General features: G+C 34.4%; 14 protein-coding genes. 4 read left to right on the top strand and 10 right to left on the bottom strand.

The window, feature by feature from the left end; genetic code table 11:
• Window positions 1–52 precede the first annotated feature (52 nt).
• Window positions 53–5,230, top strand: a complete 5,178-nt coding sequence (locus tag ASC72_RS08575; protein WP_056189746.1) for a T9SS type A sorting domain-containing protein — start codon at window positions 53–55, stop codon at window positions 5,228–5,230.
• 413 nt (window positions 5,231–5,643) lie between these two features.
• Here ASC72_RS08575 and ASC72_RS08570 read toward each other — a convergent pair whose 3' ends face one another.
• From ASC72_RS08570 to ASC72_RS08550, 5 genes are all read right to left on the bottom strand, one after another.
• Window positions 5,644–8,820, bottom strand: coding sequence for an efflux RND transporter permease subunit (locus ASC72_RS08570; RefSeq protein ID WP_056189742.1), 3,177 nt, complete (start codon window positions 8,818–8,820; stop codon window positions 5,644–5,646).
• A gap of 128 nt (window positions 8,821–8,948) precedes the next feature.
• Complete coding sequence (locus ASC72_RS08565; protein ID WP_056189739.1) at window positions 8,949–10,016, bottom strand: efflux RND transporter periplasmic adaptor subunit; 1,068 nt, start codon at window positions 10,014–10,016, stop codon at window positions 8,949–8,951.
• Between the two features lie 9 nt (window positions 10,017–10,025).
• On the bottom strand, window positions 10,026–11,360 hold the full coding sequence (locus ASC72_RS08560) for a TolC family protein (protein WP_056189736.1): 1,335 nt from the start codon (window positions 11,358–11,360) through the stop codon (window positions 10,026–10,028).
• Between the two features lie 13 nt (window positions 11,361–11,373).
• Window positions 11,374–11,973 (bottom strand): TetR/AcrR family transcriptional regulator, encoded by a 600-nt coding sequence (locus tag ASC72_RS08555; RefSeq protein ID WP_056189733.1) that lies wholly within the window; start codon window positions 11,971–11,973, stop codon window positions 11,374–11,376.
• A gap of 105 nt (window positions 11,974–12,078) precedes the next feature.
• Window positions 12,079–12,600, bottom strand: a complete 522-nt coding sequence (locus ASC72_RS08550) for a YceI family protein (protein WP_056189731.1) — start codon at window positions 12,598–12,600, stop codon at window positions 12,079–12,081.
• A 269-nt stretch (window positions 12,601–12,869) separates the two neighbouring features.
• On the opposite strand from ASC72_RS08550, the gene ASC72_RS08545 reads away from it, so the two are divergent.
• A complete protein-coding gene (locus ASC72_RS08545) occupies window positions 12,870–13,844 on the top strand; it encodes a polyprenyl synthetase family protein (protein ID WP_056189728.1) in 975 nt (324 codons plus the stop codon).
• Between the two features lie 170 nt (window positions 13,845–14,014).
• Here the strand turns inward: ASC72_RS08545 and ASC72_RS08540 are convergent, their stop codons facing one another.
• From ASC72_RS08540 to ASC72_RS08530, 3 genes are all read right to left on the bottom strand, one after another.
• Window positions 14,015–15,880, bottom strand: a complete 1,866-nt coding sequence (locus ASC72_RS08540) for a trehalase family glycosidase (RefSeq protein WP_056189725.1) — start codon at window positions 15,878–15,880, stop codon at window positions 14,015–14,017.
• Window positions 15,870–17,090, bottom strand: coding sequence for a sugar MFS transporter (locus ASC72_RS08535; protein ID WP_056189723.1), 1,221 nt, complete (start codon window positions 17,088–17,090; stop codon window positions 15,870–15,872). Before ASC72_RS08535 ends, ASC72_RS08540 begins: the two co-directional genes overlap by 11 nt.
• 106 nt (window positions 17,091–17,196) lie before the next feature.
• Window positions 17,197–19,836 carry a TonB-dependent receptor gene (locus ASC72_RS08530; protein ID WP_056189720.1) on the bottom strand — a complete coding sequence of 880 codons (2,640 nt, stop codon included), beginning with the start codon at window positions 19,834–19,836 and terminating at the stop codon, window positions 17,197–17,199.
• Window positions 19,837–20,000: 164 nt separating this feature from the next.
• On the opposite strand from ASC72_RS08530, the gene ASC72_RS08525 reads away from it, so the two are divergent.
• Complete coding sequence (locus ASC72_RS08525) at window positions 20,001–21,026, top strand: LacI family DNA-binding transcriptional regulator (RefSeq protein ID WP_056189717.1); 1,026 nt, start codon at window positions 20,001–20,003, stop codon at window positions 21,024–21,026.
• Window positions 21,027–21,067: 41 nt separating this feature from the next.
• On the top strand, window positions 21,068–21,421 hold the full coding sequence (locus tag ASC72_RS08520) for a hypothetical protein (protein ID WP_056189714.1): 354 nt from the start codon (window positions 21,068–21,070) through the stop codon (window positions 21,419–21,421).
• 71 nt (window positions 21,422–21,492) lie between these two features.
• Here the strand turns inward: ASC72_RS08520 and ASC72_RS08515 are convergent, their stop codons facing one another.
• The gene (locus ASC72_RS08515) at window positions 21,493–21,993 is read right to left on the bottom strand and encodes a hypothetical protein (RefSeq protein WP_056189711.1); all 501 of its coding nucleotides are present in this window, start codon (window positions 21,991–21,993) and stop codon (window positions 21,493–21,495) included.
• 52 nt (window positions 21,994–22,045) lie between these two features.
• Window positions 22,046–22,597, bottom strand: a complete 552-nt coding sequence (locus ASC72_RS08510) for a hypothetical protein (RefSeq protein ID WP_056190489.1) — start codon at window positions 22,595–22,597, stop codon at window positions 22,046–22,048.
• Window positions 22,598–22,688: the final 91 nt, after the last annotated feature.

Raw genomic sequence — 22,688 nt, 5'->3', positions numbered from 1 at the left:
ACAATATTTATTGTATTATATTTGTTAAGTCCATTTTAACAAATCTAATACTATGAAAAAAACTTTACTTTGTTTTCTTTTCTTGTTGCCTTCTTTATTTTATGCTCAGATTAGCAGTATCATACACTGTGCTGGTGATAATACTTTTGATTTAACTAGTCGATATGCTGAATTGACTAAAGATATAGCCCCTAATCAAACGATTACTATTAAATATTACACAAAAAATACTTATGCGGCAAATGATGAGTATGCACTTGAAGATCCGAAACATTTTGTTTTCAATGAAAGTTCACTACAAATTCATGTTAGAATAAATACTAGCGGTGGGGCCAGTTATATGAATTCTTTTCTTGTGATCTTGAATTATCCTTTAAATGTTGCTTACGGCAATATTACAAACCCAGTCTGTGGAAATTCAAGATTGACTATTGGTGCTGCCGGAGGTAGGTTACCTTATCAATATTCTCTAGACGGAGTTAACTACCAATCAGAGAGTACATTTGATAATGTAAGTCCAGGATCTTACACTTTATACGTTAAGGATAATTATGGCTGTATAGTAACTTCTACAAAAGTTGTGGATCCTATACAGCCACTTACTGCGACAGCCTTAAAAACAGATTACACTTGTTTTGGTTCGAAGGATGGAAGAATACAAGTTATTCCATCAGGTGGTAAAACGCCCTACGCTTATAGTTTAGATGGCGGGCCTTTTACCGTGACTAATGGTAGCCCAATGGGCAATTTTACTAATTTATTAACGGGTCCACACACTATAATCTTAAAAGATTCTATAGGTTGTCAAACAATGCCTTATACTGTTCAGATACTGGAACCACAAATTTTAACTGCTACAGCCTTTATTGAAAATCAAACGGCAATTATTAATGTGTCAGGAGGAACAGGAACTTATCAGTATTCCCTTGATGGAGTTAATTATCAGTCAAGTCCAATTTTTCAAAACTTAACACCTGGAAACCATATTTTTATGGTAAAAGATTCTAACGGTTGTATTGCAACTGTTCAGGCAACTATTTTACCTGCTTTAACTACAACAGCTGTTATTACCAAGGAAATGGATTGTACCGCAAATAGTAATGCATCAATAGCTGTAGCTGCTGCTGGCGGACAATCTCCTTATACTTATTCCTTAAATGGCGGACCTTTTCAAGTCAATAATAATTTTAGTAATTTAATTCCTGGAACGTATTCTATAACTGCGAAAGACGCGGTAAATACGATTTCAAATCCAACTGCAATAACTATAAATCCGCTTGTTGTTTTAACTGCAACTGCTCTTGTTACAAACCCAACAAATTGCAGTATAGGAACAATAACCGCTATGCCAACAGGAGGAAAAGCGCCTTATATTTACTCATTTGATGGCGGAGTGACTTTTATCTCTTCTAGTATTTTTGGCACTCCTAATCCTGGTACTTATGTTATAATTGTAAAAGACAGTAAAGGATGTTTATCTCCTTCCATAACAAAAACAATAATTCCTGCTCAGAAATCAACTATAACAGCTGCAAATACATCAATACTATGTGCGGGTGAAACCTCATCATTAACAATAACCGCAAATGGAGATGCTCCTTTTCAATATTCAATAAATGACGGCGCTTATACAAGTAGTACTGTTTTTACAAAACTTAAAGCTGGAAATTACCTTATTAAAGCACAAGATGCTAATGGCTGTATAACAGCGTTACCTCATGTAATTTCGGAGCCAGAAATTGTATCTGGTGATATTCTTATTGAAGGTCAAACTATATCGGTTATTGATGTAAAGGGAGGAACTGGCTCCTATCAATATGCAATCGACAACGGTACTTTTCAAACCAACAATGTCTTTACAAATGTAAAACCCGGAATTCATACTATAAGATTAAAGGATTCAAATAATTGTGAGCACGGGAGTTTTTCGGCTGTAATTGCAAATGAAAATACTTTAATTTCGACAGCTGCTATTACTAAACAAATAAATTGTAATAGCAATGCACAAATAACTGTTACTGCTTATGGAGGAAAAGCTCCCTATTTATATTCAATAGATGGAGGTATAACCTATCAAGAGAGTAATGTTTTTGATAATTTAGCTGCCGGAACATATACTGTAAATGTACAAGATACTTCTCCAGCCGTTTCAGACGTAAATATAATAGTTATAGATCCGCTTGTTACATTAACTGCAACTGCTTCACATACACCAATAGTATGCAGAGGAAGTTTCGTTCCAGTAATAGTTAATGCTGCCGGTGGGCAAGCTCCATATCAGTATTCACTAAAAGATGACATTTATACCAACAACAATGAATTCACTGATGTTAAAGCTGGAACTTATACGATCAAAGTAAAAGATGCTTACGGCTGTATCTTCATTTTACCTTATGTAATACAAGAGCCAGCCAGAATGATTGGCAAAGGTGTTCTGGAAGGTAAAACTGCAAGTATAATAAATGTTATAGGAGGAAGCGGTTCGTACCTTTACTCTCTAAATGATGGTGAATTACAAACTAATAATGTTTTTCCTAACCTTGGTGGAGACTTTAACTATATATCAGTATATGATTCCTTAGGGTGTTTTGGTTTTGGAATAGGCTTTGATATGACCGGCCCTGCTGTTATAACATCTCAAATAGCTATTACAAAAACAATAGATTGTGAAAGCAATGCCGCAATTACAATTACTGCTGCTGGAGGTCTGTCACCTTACTCCTATTCTATAGATGGGGGGACAACTTACCAAGCCACTAACGCTTTTACAAATCTTATCGCAGGAACGTATAATGCCACTGTGAAAGATGCCAATAATAATACAAAGACAAATACTTTTATAATTCCGCCTTATTCTCCTTTAACAACTTCTGTTAGTTATAGAAATGTAAGCTGCATTGGCTCTAATGATGGATCTGCAGAAATAATTGCAACAGGAGGAATAGCTCCTTATTTGTATTCGATAGATAATGGCGCTTACAGTTCAAGTACTATTTTTAGTTCTTTAACTGCTGGAGATTATACATTAAATGTAAAAGATGCTGCCGGCTGTCTTACTACATCAGATATAAGAATAACACAACCTGAAGCTATCTTTATATCTGCTACTACTACAAATACAACCGCAAGTAATAATGATGGGGAAATAACAGTTACCACTACAGGCGGAGTTGCTCCATATGTCTATTCTATTACAGACAATTCTGGATTACCAATTAGTCCTTTTCAAACGTCTAATGTTTTTACAGGTCTAAAGGCCGGATTATATACTATTCAGGTAAAAGATGCAAACGGATGTATAAACTCAAAAACAAATATTGAAATAGCAAGTAATCCTAATGCTCTTCTAGTTTCTTTTATCACAACATCAGCAACATGCGTTAATCCTGTTGGAACAATAAATATTACGGCTTCGGGAGGCATAGCTCCTTATCAATATTCATTAGATGGCGTTAATTATGTTTCTTCAAACATTTTTAATGTGGCACCGGGTACTTATACCATAACGGTTCGAGATTCAGCCAATAACCTACGCCCAATTGTTGCAGCAATAACTCAGATAAGTGCACCTTCTGTTACAGCAGCTGTTACTTCAAATGTACTTTGTAAAGGTGATAATACAGGAATCATAACAGCTATCGCCATTGGAGGACAAGTCCCTTACAGTTATTCTATAAATGGGAATGCTTTTAACGCCACAAATACCTTTACAAATTTACGTAGTGGTACATATATTATCACCCTTAGAGATGCCAATAGCTGTCTTTCTACAACAACTATTGCTTTAACCGAACCCGTTGAAGCGTTATCAGCAACTGCTTTCCCTGTTAATGATCAGTCCATAGTCGTAAATGCAAAAGGTGGAACTGCTCCTTATCAATATTTTCTACAGGATAAAGGTGGAGTTGTAGTTGCAGGTCCACAAGACAATGGAGTATTCGCCAGACTTCCTCTGGGGCTTTACGGTGCACAAATTACAGATGCAAACGGATGTGGCTACATTATATCAGGCCTTAACGTTATTCCGACACCTCCACTTTCTGCCACTGTTGACGTTCTTGCTACAAACTGTGTTAATGCCGGAACTATAACCGTAAATGCTACAGGAGGCTTTCAGCCTTATTATTATTCATTTGACAATGGTGTAACTTATAGAAATTCAAATGTATATTCAACCTATTTACCAGGAAATTACGCTATAAAAGTTCGTGATTATAAAAACACTATAATTTCTCTCACTGCGTCAATTAAGCAGGCAAATCTTCCTGTAATTACTGCAACAGCTACCAACATTAGTTGTAAAGGCGAAACTAATGGTTCGATAACGGCTAATGTATCTGTTGGTCAAGCCCCTTATACTTATTCTCTAAACAATGGAGCTTTTATGAGTGTTGTTGGAAATAGTATAACTTCTTCTAATTTGAATGCTGGTGTCCACAATATAACAGTTAAAGATGCTAATGGATGCATGGCAACACATCAAGTTGTTATTACAGAACCTATTTCACCATTAATTTCCGGGATAACCGTTCAGAACCAAACGATTACTATTGAGGCATTTGGTGGAGCTGGCAGCTACAAATTTGCTATATCTCCCGACTTGGATAAATTTTCATCAAACAATGTTTTCTCGCAATTAGCTCCCGGCCCTTATACTGTGGTTACATCTGATTTAAATGGATGCAAATCGACAATAAATGTTTTGGTTGACCCTCCTTCGCCCGTAATAAATGGTTTAAACAAGTTCGTAATCGAATTAAAACCCGGACTAACTTTAGCAGACATAGTTGTTAATGGACAAAATATCAGATGGTATATGAGTTTAAATATCACGGATGGAAGCACAAGTAAAACAAAAGAAGCTCCGCTACCTTTATCAACAGTTTTGGTCGACGGAACAACTTATTATGCCTCTCAAACCATAAACGGAATTGAAAGCAAAGAACGTCTTGCAGTAACCGTAAAATTGAATGGATCCCTTTCAACACCTGATTTTGTTCTTCCCAATTTCAAATATTATCCAAATCCAGTATTGCATAATTTAACGATAAGCAATAATACTATAATTGATGAGATTGAAATAGTCTCTGCTTTTGGACAATCTATTTTATCTAAAACAATAAATAGTGAGCATTCTGAAATTGATTTATCAAATGTCTCTTCTGGGGTTTATTTGTTAAAAGTAAAATCAGAAGGCAAAACGAAAACAGTCAAAATTGTGAAGAAATAATAGAGGTTAAATTCCAATATTTAAATTCCAAATTAAGAACTCATAAAAATGAAAAAATCCCAAACTCCTTAATTGGAAATTTGGGATTTTTTCAATCTAAATTGTATGTCAAACAAGAACGGAAATTGAAAATAAAGAACAACTATTCTTATTCAGAAAAGTTGATTACTCTAAAATTGATTTGTCAAATGTTTTTTCAGGGCTTTATTTGTTAAAATTGAAATCAGAATGCAAAACAAAAACAGTCAAATGCGAAGAAATAAGGGGAGTTAAATTCCAATAAAAGAAATTGCTTCGCCTGTTCGCTAGCGCTCGAGTCCAAATTCCAAGCTGATGCTTCGTTTGGAAACAATAAAAAATCCCAAACTCCTTTCGGAATTTGGGATTTTTTCAATCTAAAATTAAATCAACAATTAATGGGTATGTTTAGGATTAAAACCGTCTTCACTTAATTCGGTTGGCGTATAATCTGCAACCATTTCAGCTTCGTAATCGATTTTATCTCCTTTGCTAACTTTAGCAATGATTTTCTCCATGATGTTATAAATAACCGGAACCACAATCAGGGTTAGGAATAAAGAAGAAATTAATCCTCCGATAATTACCCATGCCAAACCGTTTTTCCATTCTGCTCCTGCTCCAGATGCTAATGCAATTGGGAACATACCAAATACCATCGCAATTGTAGTCATCAAAATCGGACGCAAACGAGCGTGATTCGCCTGAATTAATGCCGTTCTGATTGATTCTCCAGCTGCTCTTCTTTGGTTGGTATAATCGACAAGCATGATCGCATTCTTACACACCAGACCAATCAACATGATGATACCTAAAATGGTAAAGATGTTTAATGAGTTATTTGTTAAAGCCAATGCCAACATCGCACCAATGAATGAAAGCGGAATTGCAAACAATACCACAAACGGGTGAACGAAACTGTCATATAAACTCACCATAACCAGATAAACCAAAATAATAGCGGCTAATAAAGCAATTCCTAAAGTACCAAAACCTTCAGATTGATTCTCCTGGTCACCTCCCCAGATATAGTTTACACCTGCTGGTTTTTGAAGTTTGTCTAACTTAGCTTGCCATTGTGTTACAATTGTTCCTGAAGGAACCCCAACGTTTTGTCCTTTTACAGTAACAGAAGCTGATTTATCTCTACGCTCTAACTGGCTAGGTCCTGAACCTTCTGTAATGGTTGCAAATTGAGATAATTTAATTTGTTGACCAGCTGCGTTGATGAAAATCAAATTACTAACATCCGTAATACTTTTTCTGTCGAATGCATTGTATCTGATGTTGATATCATATTCATACTCTCCGGCTCTGTATTTACCATCTGTATTTCCACTAAAAGCGGTTTGCATCGTTAAACCAACTGTTTGAAGTGTTAATCCTAAAGCAGCCATTTTATCACGATCCACTTTTACGTTAATTTCAGGGTTACCATCTTCAACTGTTAATTTGATCTCTGTTGTTCCAGGAATAGTACGTAATTCTGCTTCTGCTAATTTAGCAAATGCCATAGCCGCTTCTGTCGAAGGACCAGTTACAATTAATCCTAAAGTTGCATCTTCAGCAGTACCCAGGATACCAACCGGAACCGTTTTTACTTTTGCTCCAACTAATACTTTTTCAAGTTTACGTTTGATTTTCGCTGCGTAAACATTTGCATCATCCGTACGATCTTTTTGTTCGATCATTTTTACGTCAATCTCCGCTTTATAAGCTGTAGCTTGTGATGCTCCAAAACCTTCAGAAGTTTGTCCTACTGTTGTAATTTGACTGTGAACATATTCCTGAGCTTTCAAATAAGCTTCTGCTTTTTGAGTCATGAAGTTCGTTTGTTCTAACGAAGCATCTTTTGGCATTTCGATTTGAACTAAGAACTCTCCACTATCAGAAGATGCGAAAAATTCTCCACCGATGAAACCTCCGCCCATTAATCCTATTGTTGATCCAAAGAACAATACCAAAACAACTAAAATAGTTTTAATATAATGATCTAAACACCAAGTCAATAATTCAGAAACCCAGTTAGTGAAACGTGTCAAATAACTTTCGAAACCAAGAATAATTCTTCCAAACAAATTCTTTCCTTCAATATGCTCTAATTTACCAAAACGAGATGATAACCAAGGAATAATAGTAAATGAAGCTAAAAGTGATAGTAAAGTTGATATAATTACCGTAACACAGAATTGTGTAATAATATTAGAAACCAAACCAGAACTCATCGCGATAGGCAAGAATACCACCACAATTACTAAGGTAATCGAAGTTACGGTTCCACCAATTTCTGCAGTTCCATCGTATGATGCACGGATTCGGCTTTTACCCATTTCCATATGTCGATAAATATTCTCGAGGACCACAATCGCGTCATCGACCAGAATACCAACCACCAGAGATAGTCCTAATAAACTCATTAAGTTCAAAGTATATCCCATTAAATAAATACCAATAAATGTCGCGATCAAAGATGCCGGAATAGAAACCATTACGATCAACGAGTTTCTAATACTGTGCAGGAAGAACAACATTACAAATGCTACCAGAATTACCGCAATCAATAAATCGTGAACAACAGAATCTGCTGCTTCAAGAGTAAAGATTGTACTGTCTTTTGCTACTTCTAGCTTTAAATGATTCTTTTCATAATCTTTTTCAAGAGTGGCAATTGTTTTCAATAATTGCTCACTTACCGCAACCGCATTTGCATCTGATTGTTTAACGATTTGTAAAACAATTGCACTTTTTTGATCTACACGAGATATTTTCTCAGCTACTTTTTGAGTATCCTGAACATCAGCAATATCACTTAAACGAATCTGAATTCCGTTTTGAGAAGAAACAACCAGGTTTCTTAATTCTTCAACATTTTTATATTTACCCGCTAAACGAATTAATATCTTTTGATTTCTCGTTTGGATGTTTCCTGTTGGGAAATCTAAATTTGAACTCAAAATATTTTGCTGAACCTGTGGAATAGATAATCCGTAACCCTGCATTTTTAATGCATCAAGATTTACCTGAATCTCACGTTCCTCACCACCAATAATGTTTACCTGAGCAACACCTTGCACACGAGACAAAATAGGGGCAATTTTTTTATCAATTAAGTCATAAAACTCTGCTTCGTCCATTTTTCCGTTGGCACCCAATGTCATAATTGGTAAATCACTCAGCGAGAATTTGGTTAACGAAGGCGTTTCAGCATCATCTGGTAAATCACTAATGATCGCATTGATTTTTCGTTGCGCATCATTTAATGAGAAATCGACTTTTGCATTTGATGTCAATGTAATCGAAACAATAGACAAACTCTCGTATGATTTCGAGTCAATTTTCTTGACATTCTCTAAAGACGCAATCGCATCCTCAATTTTCTTGGTTACTGTATTTTCTACCTCACTTGGAGAAGCTCCGGGATAAATGGTAGAAATTGTAATAACGTTTTGCTCAAATTTAGGGATCAGCTCATAACCTAACTGGCTGTAACTGAACAATCCACCAAGTGTCAGAATTGTAAACAATACAATTACTAACGACGGACGTTTTATGGATATTTCGGCTAATTTCATATTTTTTTAATGCTATAGGCTTTAGGCTGTATGCTTTAAGCTTTAAGGTTTAATTTCATATTTTGTTTTAGACTTTAGGCTGTAAACTATAGGCTTTTTTAAAAAGCTTATTGCCTATAGCTTAAAGCTTACTTAATAATTTCTACTCTGTTACCGTCTTGTAAGTTAATCTGACCAGTAGTAATTACTTTTTCGCCATCAGATAATCCATTGATGATTTCTACCTGATCTCCTAAAATTCTTCCAGCGGTTACTTTTTTCAATTTTGCAATACCGTTTTCAGCTACAAAAATCTCGTTGCTGCTTACACTTCCTACGAATGCATTTCTAGGTACAACCATCAAATGTTGTTTTTGTTGGTTCGAAGCAAAATTTGCAGTTCCGTACATACCTGCTTTCAGGTCATTATTGGTGTTGTTTGCAATTTCAATTTCAACAGGAAAGTTTAAGCTCTCATCTGCTTTTGCAGCAATAAAAGTGATTTTTCCGGAGAAAGTTTTGTCAGGATAAACACTAGCAGTTACATTGATAGTATTTCCAACTTTTAAACTTGCAACCTGATTTTCGTTTACGGTAACTACTAATTTTAATTTAGAAACATTAACAATATCAAACAATGCAGTTGCCGGCATTCCTGTCAAGATGGATCCTGGCTCAATATATTTTTTATTGATAAATCCGTTGATTGGCGCTTTTACTCTTGTATCTCCAACATTAATGTTTGCCTCGGTTAAGCTAGATTGAGCATTTGTTAAGGTTAATTTTGCCTGATCCAATTGTTGTTTTGTAACACCGCCCGTTTTAAAAGCATTTTCATATCTCGCATAATCCGATTTTGCATTTGCATATACAGCCTGTGCTTGTTGTGCATTTACATTGATTACGTCACCTCTCATTGTCAATAATGTTTGACCCACTCTTACGTAATCTCCTTCTTTTGCCAAAACACTGATTACTTTTCCTGATTTCTCAGCAGAGAAAGTAAGTTGTTGAATTGGTTGGAAGTTTCCATTTGCAACGAAGTCTAATGAAACTTCTTCTGTTTTTACCGGAGAAATTTTTACTGAAACTGCAGCATTTTTTTCAGCAACGATATCTGTTTTTGCTTTATTCTCCTTCTTATTATTATTTAAGACATATCCCATCACCCCTAAGGCTGCGATTATGATTACGATTGTTATAATAGTTTTCTTCATTGTAATTAGTTATTTAATAAGAGTTTTTAGTTCGCCTTTCGATTTGATTAGTGTTATTTCAGCAATTTTGTAATCTAAAATTGCTCTTGTAAAATTATTTTGAGCCTCAAGAGATTCGTTTTCAGCATCCAATAAATCGGTTAATGATGCCAATCCCTGAAGGTAATTGTTTTTTGTATCGCTTAAAATTTCTTTAGCTAAACGCATGTTTTCCTTTTGATTATTAATCGTGATAAGGTTGTTCTCAATTTGAGCCATTGCGTTTCTGTAATCCAGATCCAATGAAAGTTTGGTGTCTTTAATATCTTCCTGAAGCGATCTGATTTGAACATCTGCTTGCCTTACTTTAGCACGGGTTCCAAAACCTGTAAAGATTGGCACATGTAAATTCAATCCAATTGAAGAGTAATCAGACCAGTATACTCCATCTTTTGGTTTAGCAAAAAGAGGCATTTCAGGACCCTGACCAATATAATTATAACCTGCAACCAAGTTTAATGTTGGATAATACAGCGCCTCAGTAGCTTTCTTATTGAACACTAAAAGCTCTTCTTGTTTTTTCAAAAGCAAATATTCTGTTCTGTTTTCAACATTCGGAACTTCAGTTAATGCAGCAGGAACTACCTCAAATTCTTCTTTTGGAATCTCTATTTGAGTTTCAATTGGCATACCCATATAAAACTTCAATGCATTTTCCTGTAAAGTAATTTGATTTTTAATTTGTTGACGTTCTGTATCAATGTTTGACATTTTTACAATAATACGGTCCAAATCAATTTTTTTAGCCAGACCGTTGTCAAATTGCCCTTGTACGATATCACGAACTTTAGTAGTATTAACGTAGTTACTATCTAATAAAATTAATCTTTCGCGTTGCACATATACTCCGTAGTAGTTATTTGCAACTCTTTCAATAACCTGCTCTTCAGTCAACTGATCGTTGATTTGATAAAACTCACGAGTTGATTTGGCTGCTCTTAATCCTGTAAAAACAGACTGATCAAACAATGCCTGACTCAAAGAAATTCCAGCTCCGGAAGTCCATTTTTGACCAAAAGTAGCCTGAATAGAAGTTCCCGGCTGACCAAAAGATCCCCCATCGATTACACTGGTTTGTAGAATTGGATTATAGGTTAAATTCGCATTACCTGAAATTTGTGGCAAAGCTTTTGAGCGAATTTCCTGAATTTGATACTCACTATTTTCAACCTGTAGTTTAGATTTTTTAGCATCCGCTTTGTTTTGCAATGCGTATGTAAGTGCCTCTTTTAAGGTTAGGGTTTTGACTTGTGCGTTGGCAGTCAAGCCAATTGAACACAAAAATATAAGAATTATTCGTTTCATATAGATTGATTAATTAAGTACTAATTTTTTTAAGTTGTTTTTCTAATTCGATTATTCCTTTTTCGGTTGCCATAGCTCTGGTGTGATATTCCAAAGCTTCTAATTCTATTTTTTGAGCTTCTCTTTCAGAGACAGTTGTTTCATTAATATGAAAAATAAGGGTGTAATAAAATTTCACATAAATATCAATATTCAAATCTGCTCTGTATAATTTTTCACTTATTCCTTTTACGATATTATCTTTAAAATAATGATTGCACTGATCTATTTCGTGTGTCATTACATTTTGATAGATTTCCGGATAATGTTTTTTCAGCTGATAGAGAGGTGAAGTATCACTTGCATTTTTAAACATATCGCGAAACATTTCACGAATTTCAAAGTTCTCATGAATCGCATTATAATTTTTTGCAACAATGGTATCAATAACCTCATGAACTTGTTTATGAACCATTGAAGTACTCTCTTCAATTAGCACCTCTTTATTGCAGAAATATTTGTAAATCGTTTTTTTAGAAATACACATTTCACCTGCAATATCATCCATCGTAACACTTTTAAAACCGAGTCTTAAAAATAATTCACTCGCTTTTGATATGATTTTCTCTTTCATTTTAATTCAAATTGCATTACAAATATAATTAGGAAACTAAAATCTTAAAAATAGTTTCCATTATATTTGTAATAATTTTACATTAATTTATTCATTAAGTAAGATTTATATGCTAAATTCTAAATTTGCGATAAGTTTGATGTCTTTCCCTAATGCCAAACCACCATTGTAGTTAAGTGCATTATAATCTAAACCAAAATCCTGACGTTTTATATCACCTTTAATTTCAAAAGCAACTTTCTTTTGCCCGTTGTAAGAGTGAACACCAATAAATTCTGCATCAAGTTCTACTACTTTAGTAACATCTTTTATAGTCAAATCTCCTTTGAAAAAATTGATGTTGTCATTAATTTTCTGAAAGGATGTCGATTTAAAACTGATAATTGGATGCTCATTTACATTGAATAAATCATTCAACTGCATATGAGAATCCACATGTTGAAAACTGTCATTTTTATTGTTAATATCTAATGAAAATTCGACTGAAGCATCTTCAATTTCATTGTCTTCAATATTAACATAACCGTCAAATTTATTTGTAGTTCCTCCTAAGTAGGCAATAATCGAATGTCTCATTTTAATCAAAACATCTGATTGGCTAGAATCTAAGGTCCATGTTGTTTTCATATTATTTGGTTTTGTTTGGTTTATAAATCTTTTAAACCTCTTAAGGAAACTTTTACAGTGTTCTGGGTTTCCATTTAAAAATGCAAATATAAACAGGAAACTCTAAACACCAAACAAGTTTCCAAGTTTTTTTTTAAAATAATTTTAACGGGTTAAAAATTGAGTTTAATTCTGTCTGATTTAAAGCTTGATTTTACATTTAAATTTAGCGGGGAATAATTCATATTTGAGTTGTATCTTTGAGCCTCGATAATCAGATTTTCATTTTTATGCACGATATAAGTCAGTACCAGGAATTTTTCATTAGTTATTTAGAAAACCAAAGCATAGACAAAGAACCCAAAAATCTTTATGAACCTATTACCTATATTTTAGGGCTTGGCGGAAAACGAATGCGTCCGGTACTTACCTTAATGGCTTCAGAAGTTTTTGATGCCGATTATAAAATAGCACTTCCGGCAGCAATGGCGGTTGAAGTTTTTCATAACTTTTCATTGGTTCATGATGACATTATGGATGATGCACCTTTGCGAAGAGGGCAAGTAACGGTTCATGAAAAATGGAATATCAACACCGGGATTCTTTCTGGCGATGCGATGTTAATTCTGGCTTACCAGTATTTTGAACAATACGAACCAACGATTTTTAGGGATTTAGCAAAATTATTCAGTAAAACGGCTCTTGAAGTTTGCGAAGGACAACAATGGGATGTTGATTTTGAAGTAAGAAGCAACGTAACCATTCCGGAATACCTGAAAATGATCGAATATAAAACAGCTGTTTTGGTTGCCGCAGCCATGAAAATGGGCGCAATTGTAGCCAAAACTTCTGAAAAAGAAGCGGATTTAATTTATGATTTCGGGCTTAATTTAGGTTTGGCATTTCAGTTACAAGACGATTATTTAGATGCTTTTGGAGATCCGGAAACTTTTGGAAAACAAGTGGGTGGCGATATTATCGAAAACAAAAAAACATATTTATATCTAAAAGCAATTGAATTTTCACCTGAAGAAAAAGCAGCAGAATTACAACAATTATTCGGATTGCAATTAGATGATAATTCACAAAAAATAGAAACGGCAAAAGCTATTTTTAACGAATCAGGTGCCTCAAAAGCAACGCAGGAAGCTATAGAAATGTACACTTTTAAAGCTTTTGAAACTTTAGAAAAAATGGACATTAACGCCGAAAAGAAAGATATTCTGAGGACTTTTGGTGAAAATTTAATGGGACGAAAAGTTTAATTTTTTGCCACGAATTACACGAATTTTTACTAATTTATACATAACTAATTCGCGGAAATTCGTGTAATTCGTGGCAAACAAATTTTCACATTTATAAGTTGATATTTCTCAGCTATTTATAGTAAACCCGACAGGTTTTAAAAACCTGTCGGGTTTGTCATTTACGAATATTAGAAAAGCTCATCAGGATCAACTAAATCCGATAATTTTTGCTTTAAATCCTCTTTTAAAATCGTTAAGCCGTATTGAAAAGAAGCGTTCATCCATCCAAAACCTTCTTCGGTTATATAATCAAACTCGGTTCCTACGTTTCCATATTCTGCAAAAATTTTGTGGGAACTGATGGATAAATCAAATTTCTCCGGAATAGTTCCATTATAATCTACCGCATTTCTGGTAATTAGCCAAAGCCAGCGATACACCATTTCCTGCGCTTCTTCGTTAAAATTATAATTTAGCAAACCTTCCCACAAAAGCATTTGATGCGGTGCCCAGCCAAAAGGGTAATCCCATTGGCGAATTGGCGAATTGTCATCTAACTCTGCAATTGATTCTTTGGTACTTCCGGCAATTCCGCCTTTCATTTTAAATTTTGGAAGTGTCTTTTTTACCAAAATCTCTGCTTGTTCAGGTGTACTTATTTTTGCCCAAAGCGGATAAAATGTTGTCGCAGCTTCAAAGAAATGTTGTTCCTCAGTTACAAAATTGTAATCAAAATAAATTCCGTTTTCGGGATTCCAGCACATTTTATTGATCTTTTCTTTTCTGGAAGCCGCTTTTGAAATCCAATACTCGCTCGAAAAAGATTGGTCTTCAAAATATTGAAATTCATTCTTAAAATACTTCTTAATTAAAAAAGCAATATCCGTTTCATACTTATAAAGCAAACTATTAATAGCAACCGTATTCAAATTAGCACAAATTCCGACCAATCTATTAGTGGTATCATGACCGCTTTCCCGCATGCTCCGATCGTGAATAAAGTACTTATCGAGTTCTGCATCTATAACTTCTCTCTCGAGATATTTCTTTTCGAATTCACGGGTAGACAAATTATATTTTGGAGCAAATTGTTCTAAAATATCATCAAAATGTCCTTCTTCAACTTCAAACGGAAGCCCGATTCCTTCTGCTTTATAGCGATTCAATCCGTTAGCCGTAAGTCGTTTTCCTTCTTCCATCCAAACGGCCTGGTATTCTTTTATGGCCGTTTTTAAATGTCTTTCGATCCAAAAAATATCCGGATTTGACTTTTCTAAAACATCTATAATTAATGACGTATAAAGTGGCGGCTGTGTTCGCGTTAAATAATAACTTCGGTTGGCATTCAGTATCTTTCCGTAATGATCAATTTGATATTTAAAGTTTTCTGCAATACCTAAAGCAAGCTCAATTTTGTCATCAATTAAAAGTCCTTTGGCAATAAAATAACTATCCCAGCCGTACATTTCGTTAAATCTTCCACCTGGTACCACAAACGGAACTCCTGAAACTTCGTTGTTTTTTATTTGGAGTGCCAAAGCTAAAATTCCGGGTTTTTTATTGAGGGACAATACATATTCTGGTGTAATATGCTTCGGCATTTGCACCACTTTTAATTTTGGAATTGCAGCCTCTAATTTCCTGAAATAATCAAAAACGATTTCATCTCCAAATGGCACATACAAATAAGCAGTTTCATTTTCGATTTTATCATCTTCCAGAATTTTCTTTACTCCAATAGCGTCAATTGTTCGGGTAAGACCATTCCAATACAAGTCTTTTATTTTTCTTGAAATCCTTTTTACAGGGTCTTCGGTAATTTCATTTAGATTGATTTCTGCAAATTCGGTATTGCCTTTTTTCGCTAGCGCCAATTCCTGCAATAAATTTGAAAGTTGATACGTTCCTTCAATAACTACAGAATTCCCGTTTTCATCATTCAATAAAAATCTTTTTGGACCATTATCATCAATCGTTATTTTTTTATCGCCATCAGTATCTTCCTGAGTCAATAATTTTTCGATGGTTTGGGTTATATGTAATTTAAATTTCATCTTTTGCAGTTATTTTTTTAAGAATAAAAAAGGATATCAGTAAAAAGGTCATTGGAATTAATGTAAAATAAAAGGCGTTTTCCGGTCCTTCGTTTTTAAAAAGCCAACCCGTTATTCTGGAACCTAATGTTCCACCAAGAGCAGAAAAAATCACAATTAATCCGGTCATGGAACTTTGCAGATTTTTAGGCAAAGCGCTTAATACAATCGAATTTAATAATGGATAAATCGGCGCAATAAACAATCCGATTAAGGGAAATGCGAAACCAATTAAGGGAATATCCGAAAGCGTATTGATGCTCTTTACTTCTAATCCAACTGTTTTTGGAAGTACAAAAATGACAATCAACATGGCAGAAAGTATGCAGAAACTCAAAACCCAAATCCAATTTACTTTTTTGGTTATAATCCCAGCAATCAATCTTCCTATGGCCAAAGAAATAGCCAAAATACTAGCCATCATAATGCTGATATTCTCTGGTAAATGAAGCACTTTTGTATTGAATGTTGGCAGCCAGGACAAGATTCCCTGCTCAATCATTACAAACAAAAAAACACTAATTACAAAAATGACCGTAAGCAATTTTGCCATTAATTTGAACATCTGCATGAAATCGTCTTTGAGATTTGCACCTGCTGAAACTTCGGTTTCTTCGAATTTTACGAAGAGCAAAAATAAAAATGAGAGGAATGATAATGCTGCTAAAAACCAATAGACGTTCAGCCATGAATTAGGATCATTTTCATTATTAAAAGCGGGAAATAAAAAGTATGCCAAGGCAATTCCCACCATAAAAAATCCCTCAATACTACTCATTAAAGCATTGTGCTCTTTTTTGGTTTCGGTCACGGTTCCTATCAGCGAATAAACCGAAACTTTGATCAAAGCAAAGGAAACCCCAACGGTTGCAAAGAGAATTTTAGCATTGTCAAAAGAATTTCCAAAATACATAGAAATACAAGCCACAGTAACTAAACCCAGGCCTATAAGCATCGATTTTCTATAGCCAATTCTTGGTAAAAAAGAAGCGATAAAAAAAGAAACAATGGCAATTGGCATGTCTTTAAAAGCTTCCAGAATGCTCGCCTGAACTTCGTCTACGCCATAATTTCTCTGTGATTTTAAAATCACAATTCCTACGCTGTTTAATAAAATAGCAAAGACAAAATAATTGAGGTAAAGCGAGATTTTAATTCCTAGGTTTTTCATTTTTTTTATTTATCTATGCATTGTGGTTACGGTGTGTGAGACGCACTGCTGTGCGTCTCTACAAAGCTGTGCGTCTCTACAGTGCCGTATCTATTGTACTTTGAATTTAAAAATTAATGGCTACAGAAAATCTAAAGGCACGTCCTAAAATTGGTCTTGCCATAAACACATCGCTTGCTGCAGCTGTTGTTTGTCTCGGATCTCCTTCTGTCAAACCAATTTCGTTAAATAAATTTGAAGCATCAACTGCAAAACGAAGATTGTTGTACGTATAATTTAAACCTGCTCCTACTTCTTTATAAGCTGGCAAAACTTGTCTGTTATCCTGATTCGTGAATTTTTTATCATAATAAGAAAACTGAACGTAAGCTGTAAAATCTTTTGTGATATCAACTTCTGGTCTTAGGTTACAGAAAAATTTAGGAATTCTCCTCGCAGTATTTCCATTGAAATCAAAAGCAGAACCATCTGCATTGGTACCGGTGAAATTATCATATTCTGGTTTTTGAACGGTGAATGTAAAGTTCAGTTTCACCATTTCATATCTCGCATTGGTTTCTACTTCAAGTCCAATATTGTTTACGTCGGCAAATTTATTTTCTGAAGATCCGTCAGATAAAATATCGGTGAAGGCCACATTTTTCAAATTCATGTGAAATAAATTGGCATTCACACTGAAGAAAGAATTAGAATATTTATAACCCAATTCGAATTGGTTTACTTCTGTATTTTCTAACTTACTTAAATCGGCTGCATTATCATAAAATGATTCTTCAATTGGCGATCTAAAACCATGGCTATAACGAACATACGAAGCCATATTATCATTAAATTTATAATTTCCTGCTGCTGTGTAAGACCATTCGCTTACATCATATCTCCAATACGCGTACGGATTTCCTTTTACAGTAGTCACGGCATCATCGGCGGTATTGTTGTCCAGAATTCCTAAATCTTCTGCAAAAAATCTCGCATTATCTCTGTATCCCGAATACTTGTCTTTATTGTATCTTAAACCAGCATTGAAGGTTAGATTATCTGTCGCTTTAATTTCGGCATCAGCATAAATATCGTTCAAAATTCCTTTTGTTTGTGCATCTCTTTCTAACCAGGTGATTCTCTCTACACCATTCCAGGTATGATCAACTCCCGTTGTATTGTCTTTTACGTTTAACAATCTTGGATTATCAGAAACACCTACTAAATAAGAATTCCAGTTCCAGTATTGGTTCGATTTCCAGTTTGAATAGTAATAACCAGCCGTCAATTGCACTGGATCTAAATCAAAAGAAAAAGAGAAATTATTAGCAAAATTGTTCATCTTTTTCTCGATATGCCAAAGGTCTGCTCTCATAATTAAAGCATTTTGATCAAGAGTTTGCCCGTTGTCTACATAAGAATACGTCAGATTACTGGCGGTTGTATTTTGAACTCCAGTTGCATAAGCGTCTTGTGTCCAAGGGCCTCCATTCGGAAAAATGGCATTATAATTCAAATCAATATTGGTTTGTTTGAATGCATTTTTGAAAGTCACTTTCTCCGATATTTTCTTTTTAAATTCAGCTCCAATAGACTTAATTATAGGATGAGAACCATCTTCTAAATCGGCACTAAAAGTTCCGCCACCATATTGAGGTACATTCAAATGACTGAAATTTACTGAAGTCAACGTTCCGTAATTCGGATTAAATCCGTCTATACCTTCAATTTTTCCGTTATTACTTTTTAGTGGAATTGGTAAATAAAATGTATTTCTGTCGTCAAGGTGTTTGAAGTTTACTCTTAAATAATCGCTGTCATCAAATTTATAAGTAATGTTTCCTTTGATTTGTCCGCCTTTATTGGCTGTAAAACCCGTGTTTCTCACTCCATTATCAACTCTGTAAAAACCTCCGACATTAAAAAATAATTTATCCTGAATTAAGGCACCTGAAAGGTTAAGATCTGTTCTGAACATTCCGTAATCTGAAGTCGTGAATTTAGCTCTTCCCATAAATTCATTCTGACCTGTTTTGGAAATGAAATTGATAATTCCACCGGGAGCATTATTAGCGAAAATTGATGCAGAACCTCCACGAACAGCTTCCATTTTGCTTACCGTTTCGTCCAATCTGTAAAAAGTATCCACATTGGCAAATTGCAAAGCGCCATCTTCAAAAACCGGCAATCCATCTTCCTGAATCTGCACATATTCGTAAGCTCCCGCTGACGGAATTCCTCTTGCAAAAAGGTTGTTTCCAATTTCCCCTCCGGATGCTTCAACCACAAATCCGGGAATCGTTTGCAGTAAAGCTGCCGTACTTGATGGCGCTCTGTCTTCGATTGCTTTTGCGCCCATTGTAGTAATAGCAACACTGGACTCCAATTTTGATCTCGGACTTGAAGATCCGGTAACCACCACTTCTTTTAAACTTTGTGATTCTCCTTCAAGCAGTAAATCTGCCACTACTGATTCTCCTTCTTTTACGGAGATTTTTTTCTCAAAAGTTTTATAACCCACATTTGTCGCTATAATAGTGTAGGTTCCGGCTGCGATATTGGAGAATGAATATCCTCCGTTTTCATCCGTAATAGTTCCTTTTCCTGTTTCTTTAATAGATACATTTGCTCCGGGAATTGTTGCTCCACTGTCATCGAATACTTTTCCGGAAACAGTGTTTTGTACCTGAGCAAACAGGTTATCCGGAACAGAGATCAAGCACATTATTAAAAATAATATACCTAAATAAGATTGTTTTGATTTCATTTTTTTTGGTTTAGTTGGTAAAGTTTTCTTTTATGATGGTAAACTTAATCACTAATGAATCATCAATTTAAGAATTATAAATCGAAAACGTTTTCGAAATGACCTAAAACGTTTTCGGAAGTTAATTTTTTATCAATCAACTTTATTTTTAGTACTTTTATTTCATGAATGACACTAAGTTAATAGATATAGCCTCAGCATTAGGAATTTCGGTTACAACGGTTTCAAAGGCACTAAAAGGGTATACAGATATTAGTAAGGCTACCCGCGCCAGAGTTATCGAAATGGCCGAGACGATGAACTATATGCCCAATTCTGTTGCGGTAAATTTAAGAACCAACGAAACCAAAACCATTGGCGTCATTATTCCGGCAACGGTGCATCATTTTTTTTCCAGCGTTTTGAATGGTATTTTAGAAGAAGCAGAAAAAAGAGGTTATTTGGTCATTATATTACAATCGAATGAAAAATACGAACTCGAAAAAAAACAGCTTGCCCTCTTAATTCAAAAACGCGTTGATGGCGTTTTGATGTCGCTCTCGAACGAAACGGATGATTTTACTCATATTAATGAAGCAATCCGAAAAAATACTCCTGTTGTTTTATTTGATAAAATTGCAAAAAGAGTCGACTGTTCCAAAGTAGTGATCAATGATGCCAAAGCGGCTTATGATGCTGTTACCTATCTTATTAATAAAGGATATAAAAAAATTGCCCATTTTAGGGGCTCTTATGTTCCGCAAAATTCTATTGATCGTTTTTTAGGATATAAAAGGGCTCTGGAAGCACACGGAATTGAGTATGATTCGAAATTGGTTTACGTTTGTGATAACAATACCGATTTTGAAGATGGTTACGAAAATGCTCAAAAAATAATGACCGAACATCCGGATATCGATGCCATTTTTGCAATTACCGATTTGGTCGCCATCGGAATTATTAAATATTTTAATGAAGCCGGAATAAAAACACCGGAGCAAGTAGCCGTTTTCGGATTTAGCAATTGGTTTATGAGCACGGTTATTTCACCAAAATTAACGACAATTGATCAACCCGGATTTGAAATGGGACATCAGGCGGTTTCCCTTTTAATTGATGAAATAGTCGACATAAAAGAACACCGGCCTGTAACGCATCAAATTATTGAACTTCCCACAAGAATCATTGAAAGAGAATCGACAGTTAAATGATTTTTTAGTTTTAACTTTGCGTCAATTCTTAAAAAGCATCAATGTTTCCAATTCCTGAAAATACCGATTTTTTATTGGCTGATGCCGAAAAAGAAAATTTATATCTAAACCTGATTGAGCAAATTAATAAGGACTTTAATTTAGCCAACGAAGGTATCGATTTTCCATTAAGTGTTTCTCCTGATGAATTAAAGATTCAGCTGCACGAAAAAATCTACCGAATGATTCAGTACAAATTTGCTGAATATTTGAATTTACTTTATATTATTGATGTTTCGGAAAGTGAAATCAAAAAACTAGACGGTTCTGATTTAGTTATTCTGGCCGAACAGGTTTCGTTTTTGATTTTAAAAAGAGAATGGCAGAAGGTTTGGTTTCGAAATTATTATAAATAGAGGTTCTAAGTTGCTGAGATGCTGAGGTTCTGAGGTTTTTTGATTGTGAAAGTTTATTTTGCAAGCTAAATTTAAATCTTATTCCATTTATTTTTTTCTGCTAATTCTTTGATTTTATTTATTTCATTCTCATTTAACGACTTTAATTTAAGGACTACATCAGTTTTGGTAATTCCTTTTTCTCCAAAATAAATTTTTACCATGCCATTCTCAAAATAAATTTTGCCAGGCTTTTTGACGTAAGCAAAAGGAAATTTATTCAGAAAATAATTTAAATCATTAGTTAAAATTATCGGAAACGAAAGTTGCTTAAAAAAACTATCTTTCTTAAATCCCAATATTATAATTGCATTTTTGGTTATGTATAAATCACAATGATTAAATAAAAAATTAGTATTCCTTAATCCTATTGTAAAATTGAAAGTTCTCACCTGCTCACAATAGAGATCTACTTCATTAGTAATGTTTTCAATTAGAAATTCATATTGCTGTTCTCTTGTTTTGTTTAAAGATTTAGTACCAAAAATTAATAGGAGGAGTAAACTTGAAATTATTATGAATGGAATAAACATAGTTATTGTACTTAAAATCTTAGAACCTCAGCATCTCAGCAACTTAGCACCTTTAAAAATAAACTCGAACAAAAGGCATAAAACCTGATCCGTATAAACTTTTATTCGGATCATACAAAACATCGTAGCGTGCACCAATCGTTACATTCCCGGTTCTGTAACCAGCTCCTAGGTATAAGGCAGTATTCCAATAAGCATCGGAATAACCGGGGTGATAATAATTTTCTTCATAGTCTGTATCTACCCTTACTTGTTCTAGTTCTGCAGATAACTGCAATTGGGGAATGGGATTTACAAGCGTAATAAAGCTTCCTCCGTAAACAAAAGATTCATAATAATTTTTTTGATATAAATAGCCAAACTGCAATCCAACTCCCATCGCCACTACTTCATTAATATTATAAATAGCACTTGGCATCACTGAAATATTAGTGTATCCGGATCCGAAACCTAATCCTAATCCACCTCCAAACTGAACTTTATCCCAAAAATTAGTATTGTTGTTAATAGTATAGTTTTGCTGAGCGGTGACATAACTCGAAAAGAAGAGTATCATAATCACAAAAATTGGTTTGAAAACGATTGAAATTTGATTTTTCTTCATAGTTACATCTATTTTTAACAAATTTTTACGTAAAAGTACGTAAAAAAAAGATTTAAATAAATGTGATTGTTGTACTTTTGCCATTCTATTT

The organism is Flavobacterium sp. Root420, from assembly GCF_001427905.1.
In the GTDB taxonomy this organism is placed as follows: domain Bacteria; phylum Bacteroidota; class Bacteroidia; order Flavobacteriales; family Flavobacteriaceae; genus Flavobacterium.
The sequence above is the reverse complement of the archived record's forward strand: the minus strand, read 5'-3'. Positions and strand labels throughout refer to the sequence as shown.

Coding starts and splice junctions, on each gene's coding strand:
- ASC72_RS08575 (WP_056189746.1), top strand. CDS start 53: ATGAAAAAAACTTTACTTTGTTTTCTTTTCTTGTTGCCTTCTTTATTT.
- ASC72_RS08570 (WP_056189742.1), bottom strand. CDS start 8,820: ATGAAATTAGCCGAAATATCCATAAAACGTCCGTCGTTAGTAATTGTA.
- ASC72_RS08565 (WP_056189739.1), bottom strand. CDS start 10,016: ATGAAGAAAACTATTATAACAATCGTAATCATAATCGCAGCCTTAGGG.
- ASC72_RS08560 (WP_056189736.1), bottom strand. CDS start 11,360: ATGAAACGAATAATTCTTATATTTTTGTGTTCAATTGGCTTGACTGCC.
- ASC72_RS08555 (WP_056189733.1), bottom strand. CDS start 11,973: ATGAAAGAGAAAATCATATCAAAAGCGAGTGAATTATTTTTAAGACTC.
- ASC72_RS08550 (WP_056189731.1), bottom strand. CDS start 12,600: ATGAAAACAACATGGACCTTAGATTCTAGCCAATCAGATGTTTTGATT.
- ASC72_RS08545 (WP_056189728.1), top strand. CDS start 12,870: ATGCACGATATAAGTCAGTACCAGGAATTTTTCATTAGTTATTTAGAA.
- ASC72_RS08540 (WP_056189725.1), bottom strand. CDS start 15,880: ATGAAATTTAAATTACATATAACCCAAACCATCGAAAAATTATTGACT.
- ASC72_RS08535 (WP_056189723.1), bottom strand. CDS start 17,090: ATGAAAAACCTAGGAATTAAAATCTCGCTTTACCTCAATTATTTTGTC.
- ASC72_RS08530 (WP_056189720.1), bottom strand. CDS start 19,836: ATGAAATCAAAACAATCTTATTTAGGTATATTATTTTTAATAATGTGC.
- ASC72_RS08525 (WP_056189717.1), top strand. CDS start 20,001: ATGAATGACACTAAGTTAATAGATATAGCCTCAGCATTAGGAATTTCG.
- ASC72_RS08520 (WP_056189714.1), top strand. CDS start 21,068: ATGTTTCCAATTCCTGAAAATACCGATTTTTTATTGGCTGATGCCGAA.
- ASC72_RS08515 (WP_056189711.1), bottom strand. CDS start 21,993: ATGTTTATTCCATTCATAATAATTTCAAGTTTACTCCTCCTATTAATT.
- ASC72_RS08510 (WP_056190489.1), bottom strand. CDS start 22,597: ATGAAGAAAAATCAAATTTCAATCGTTTTCAAACCAATTTTTGTGATT.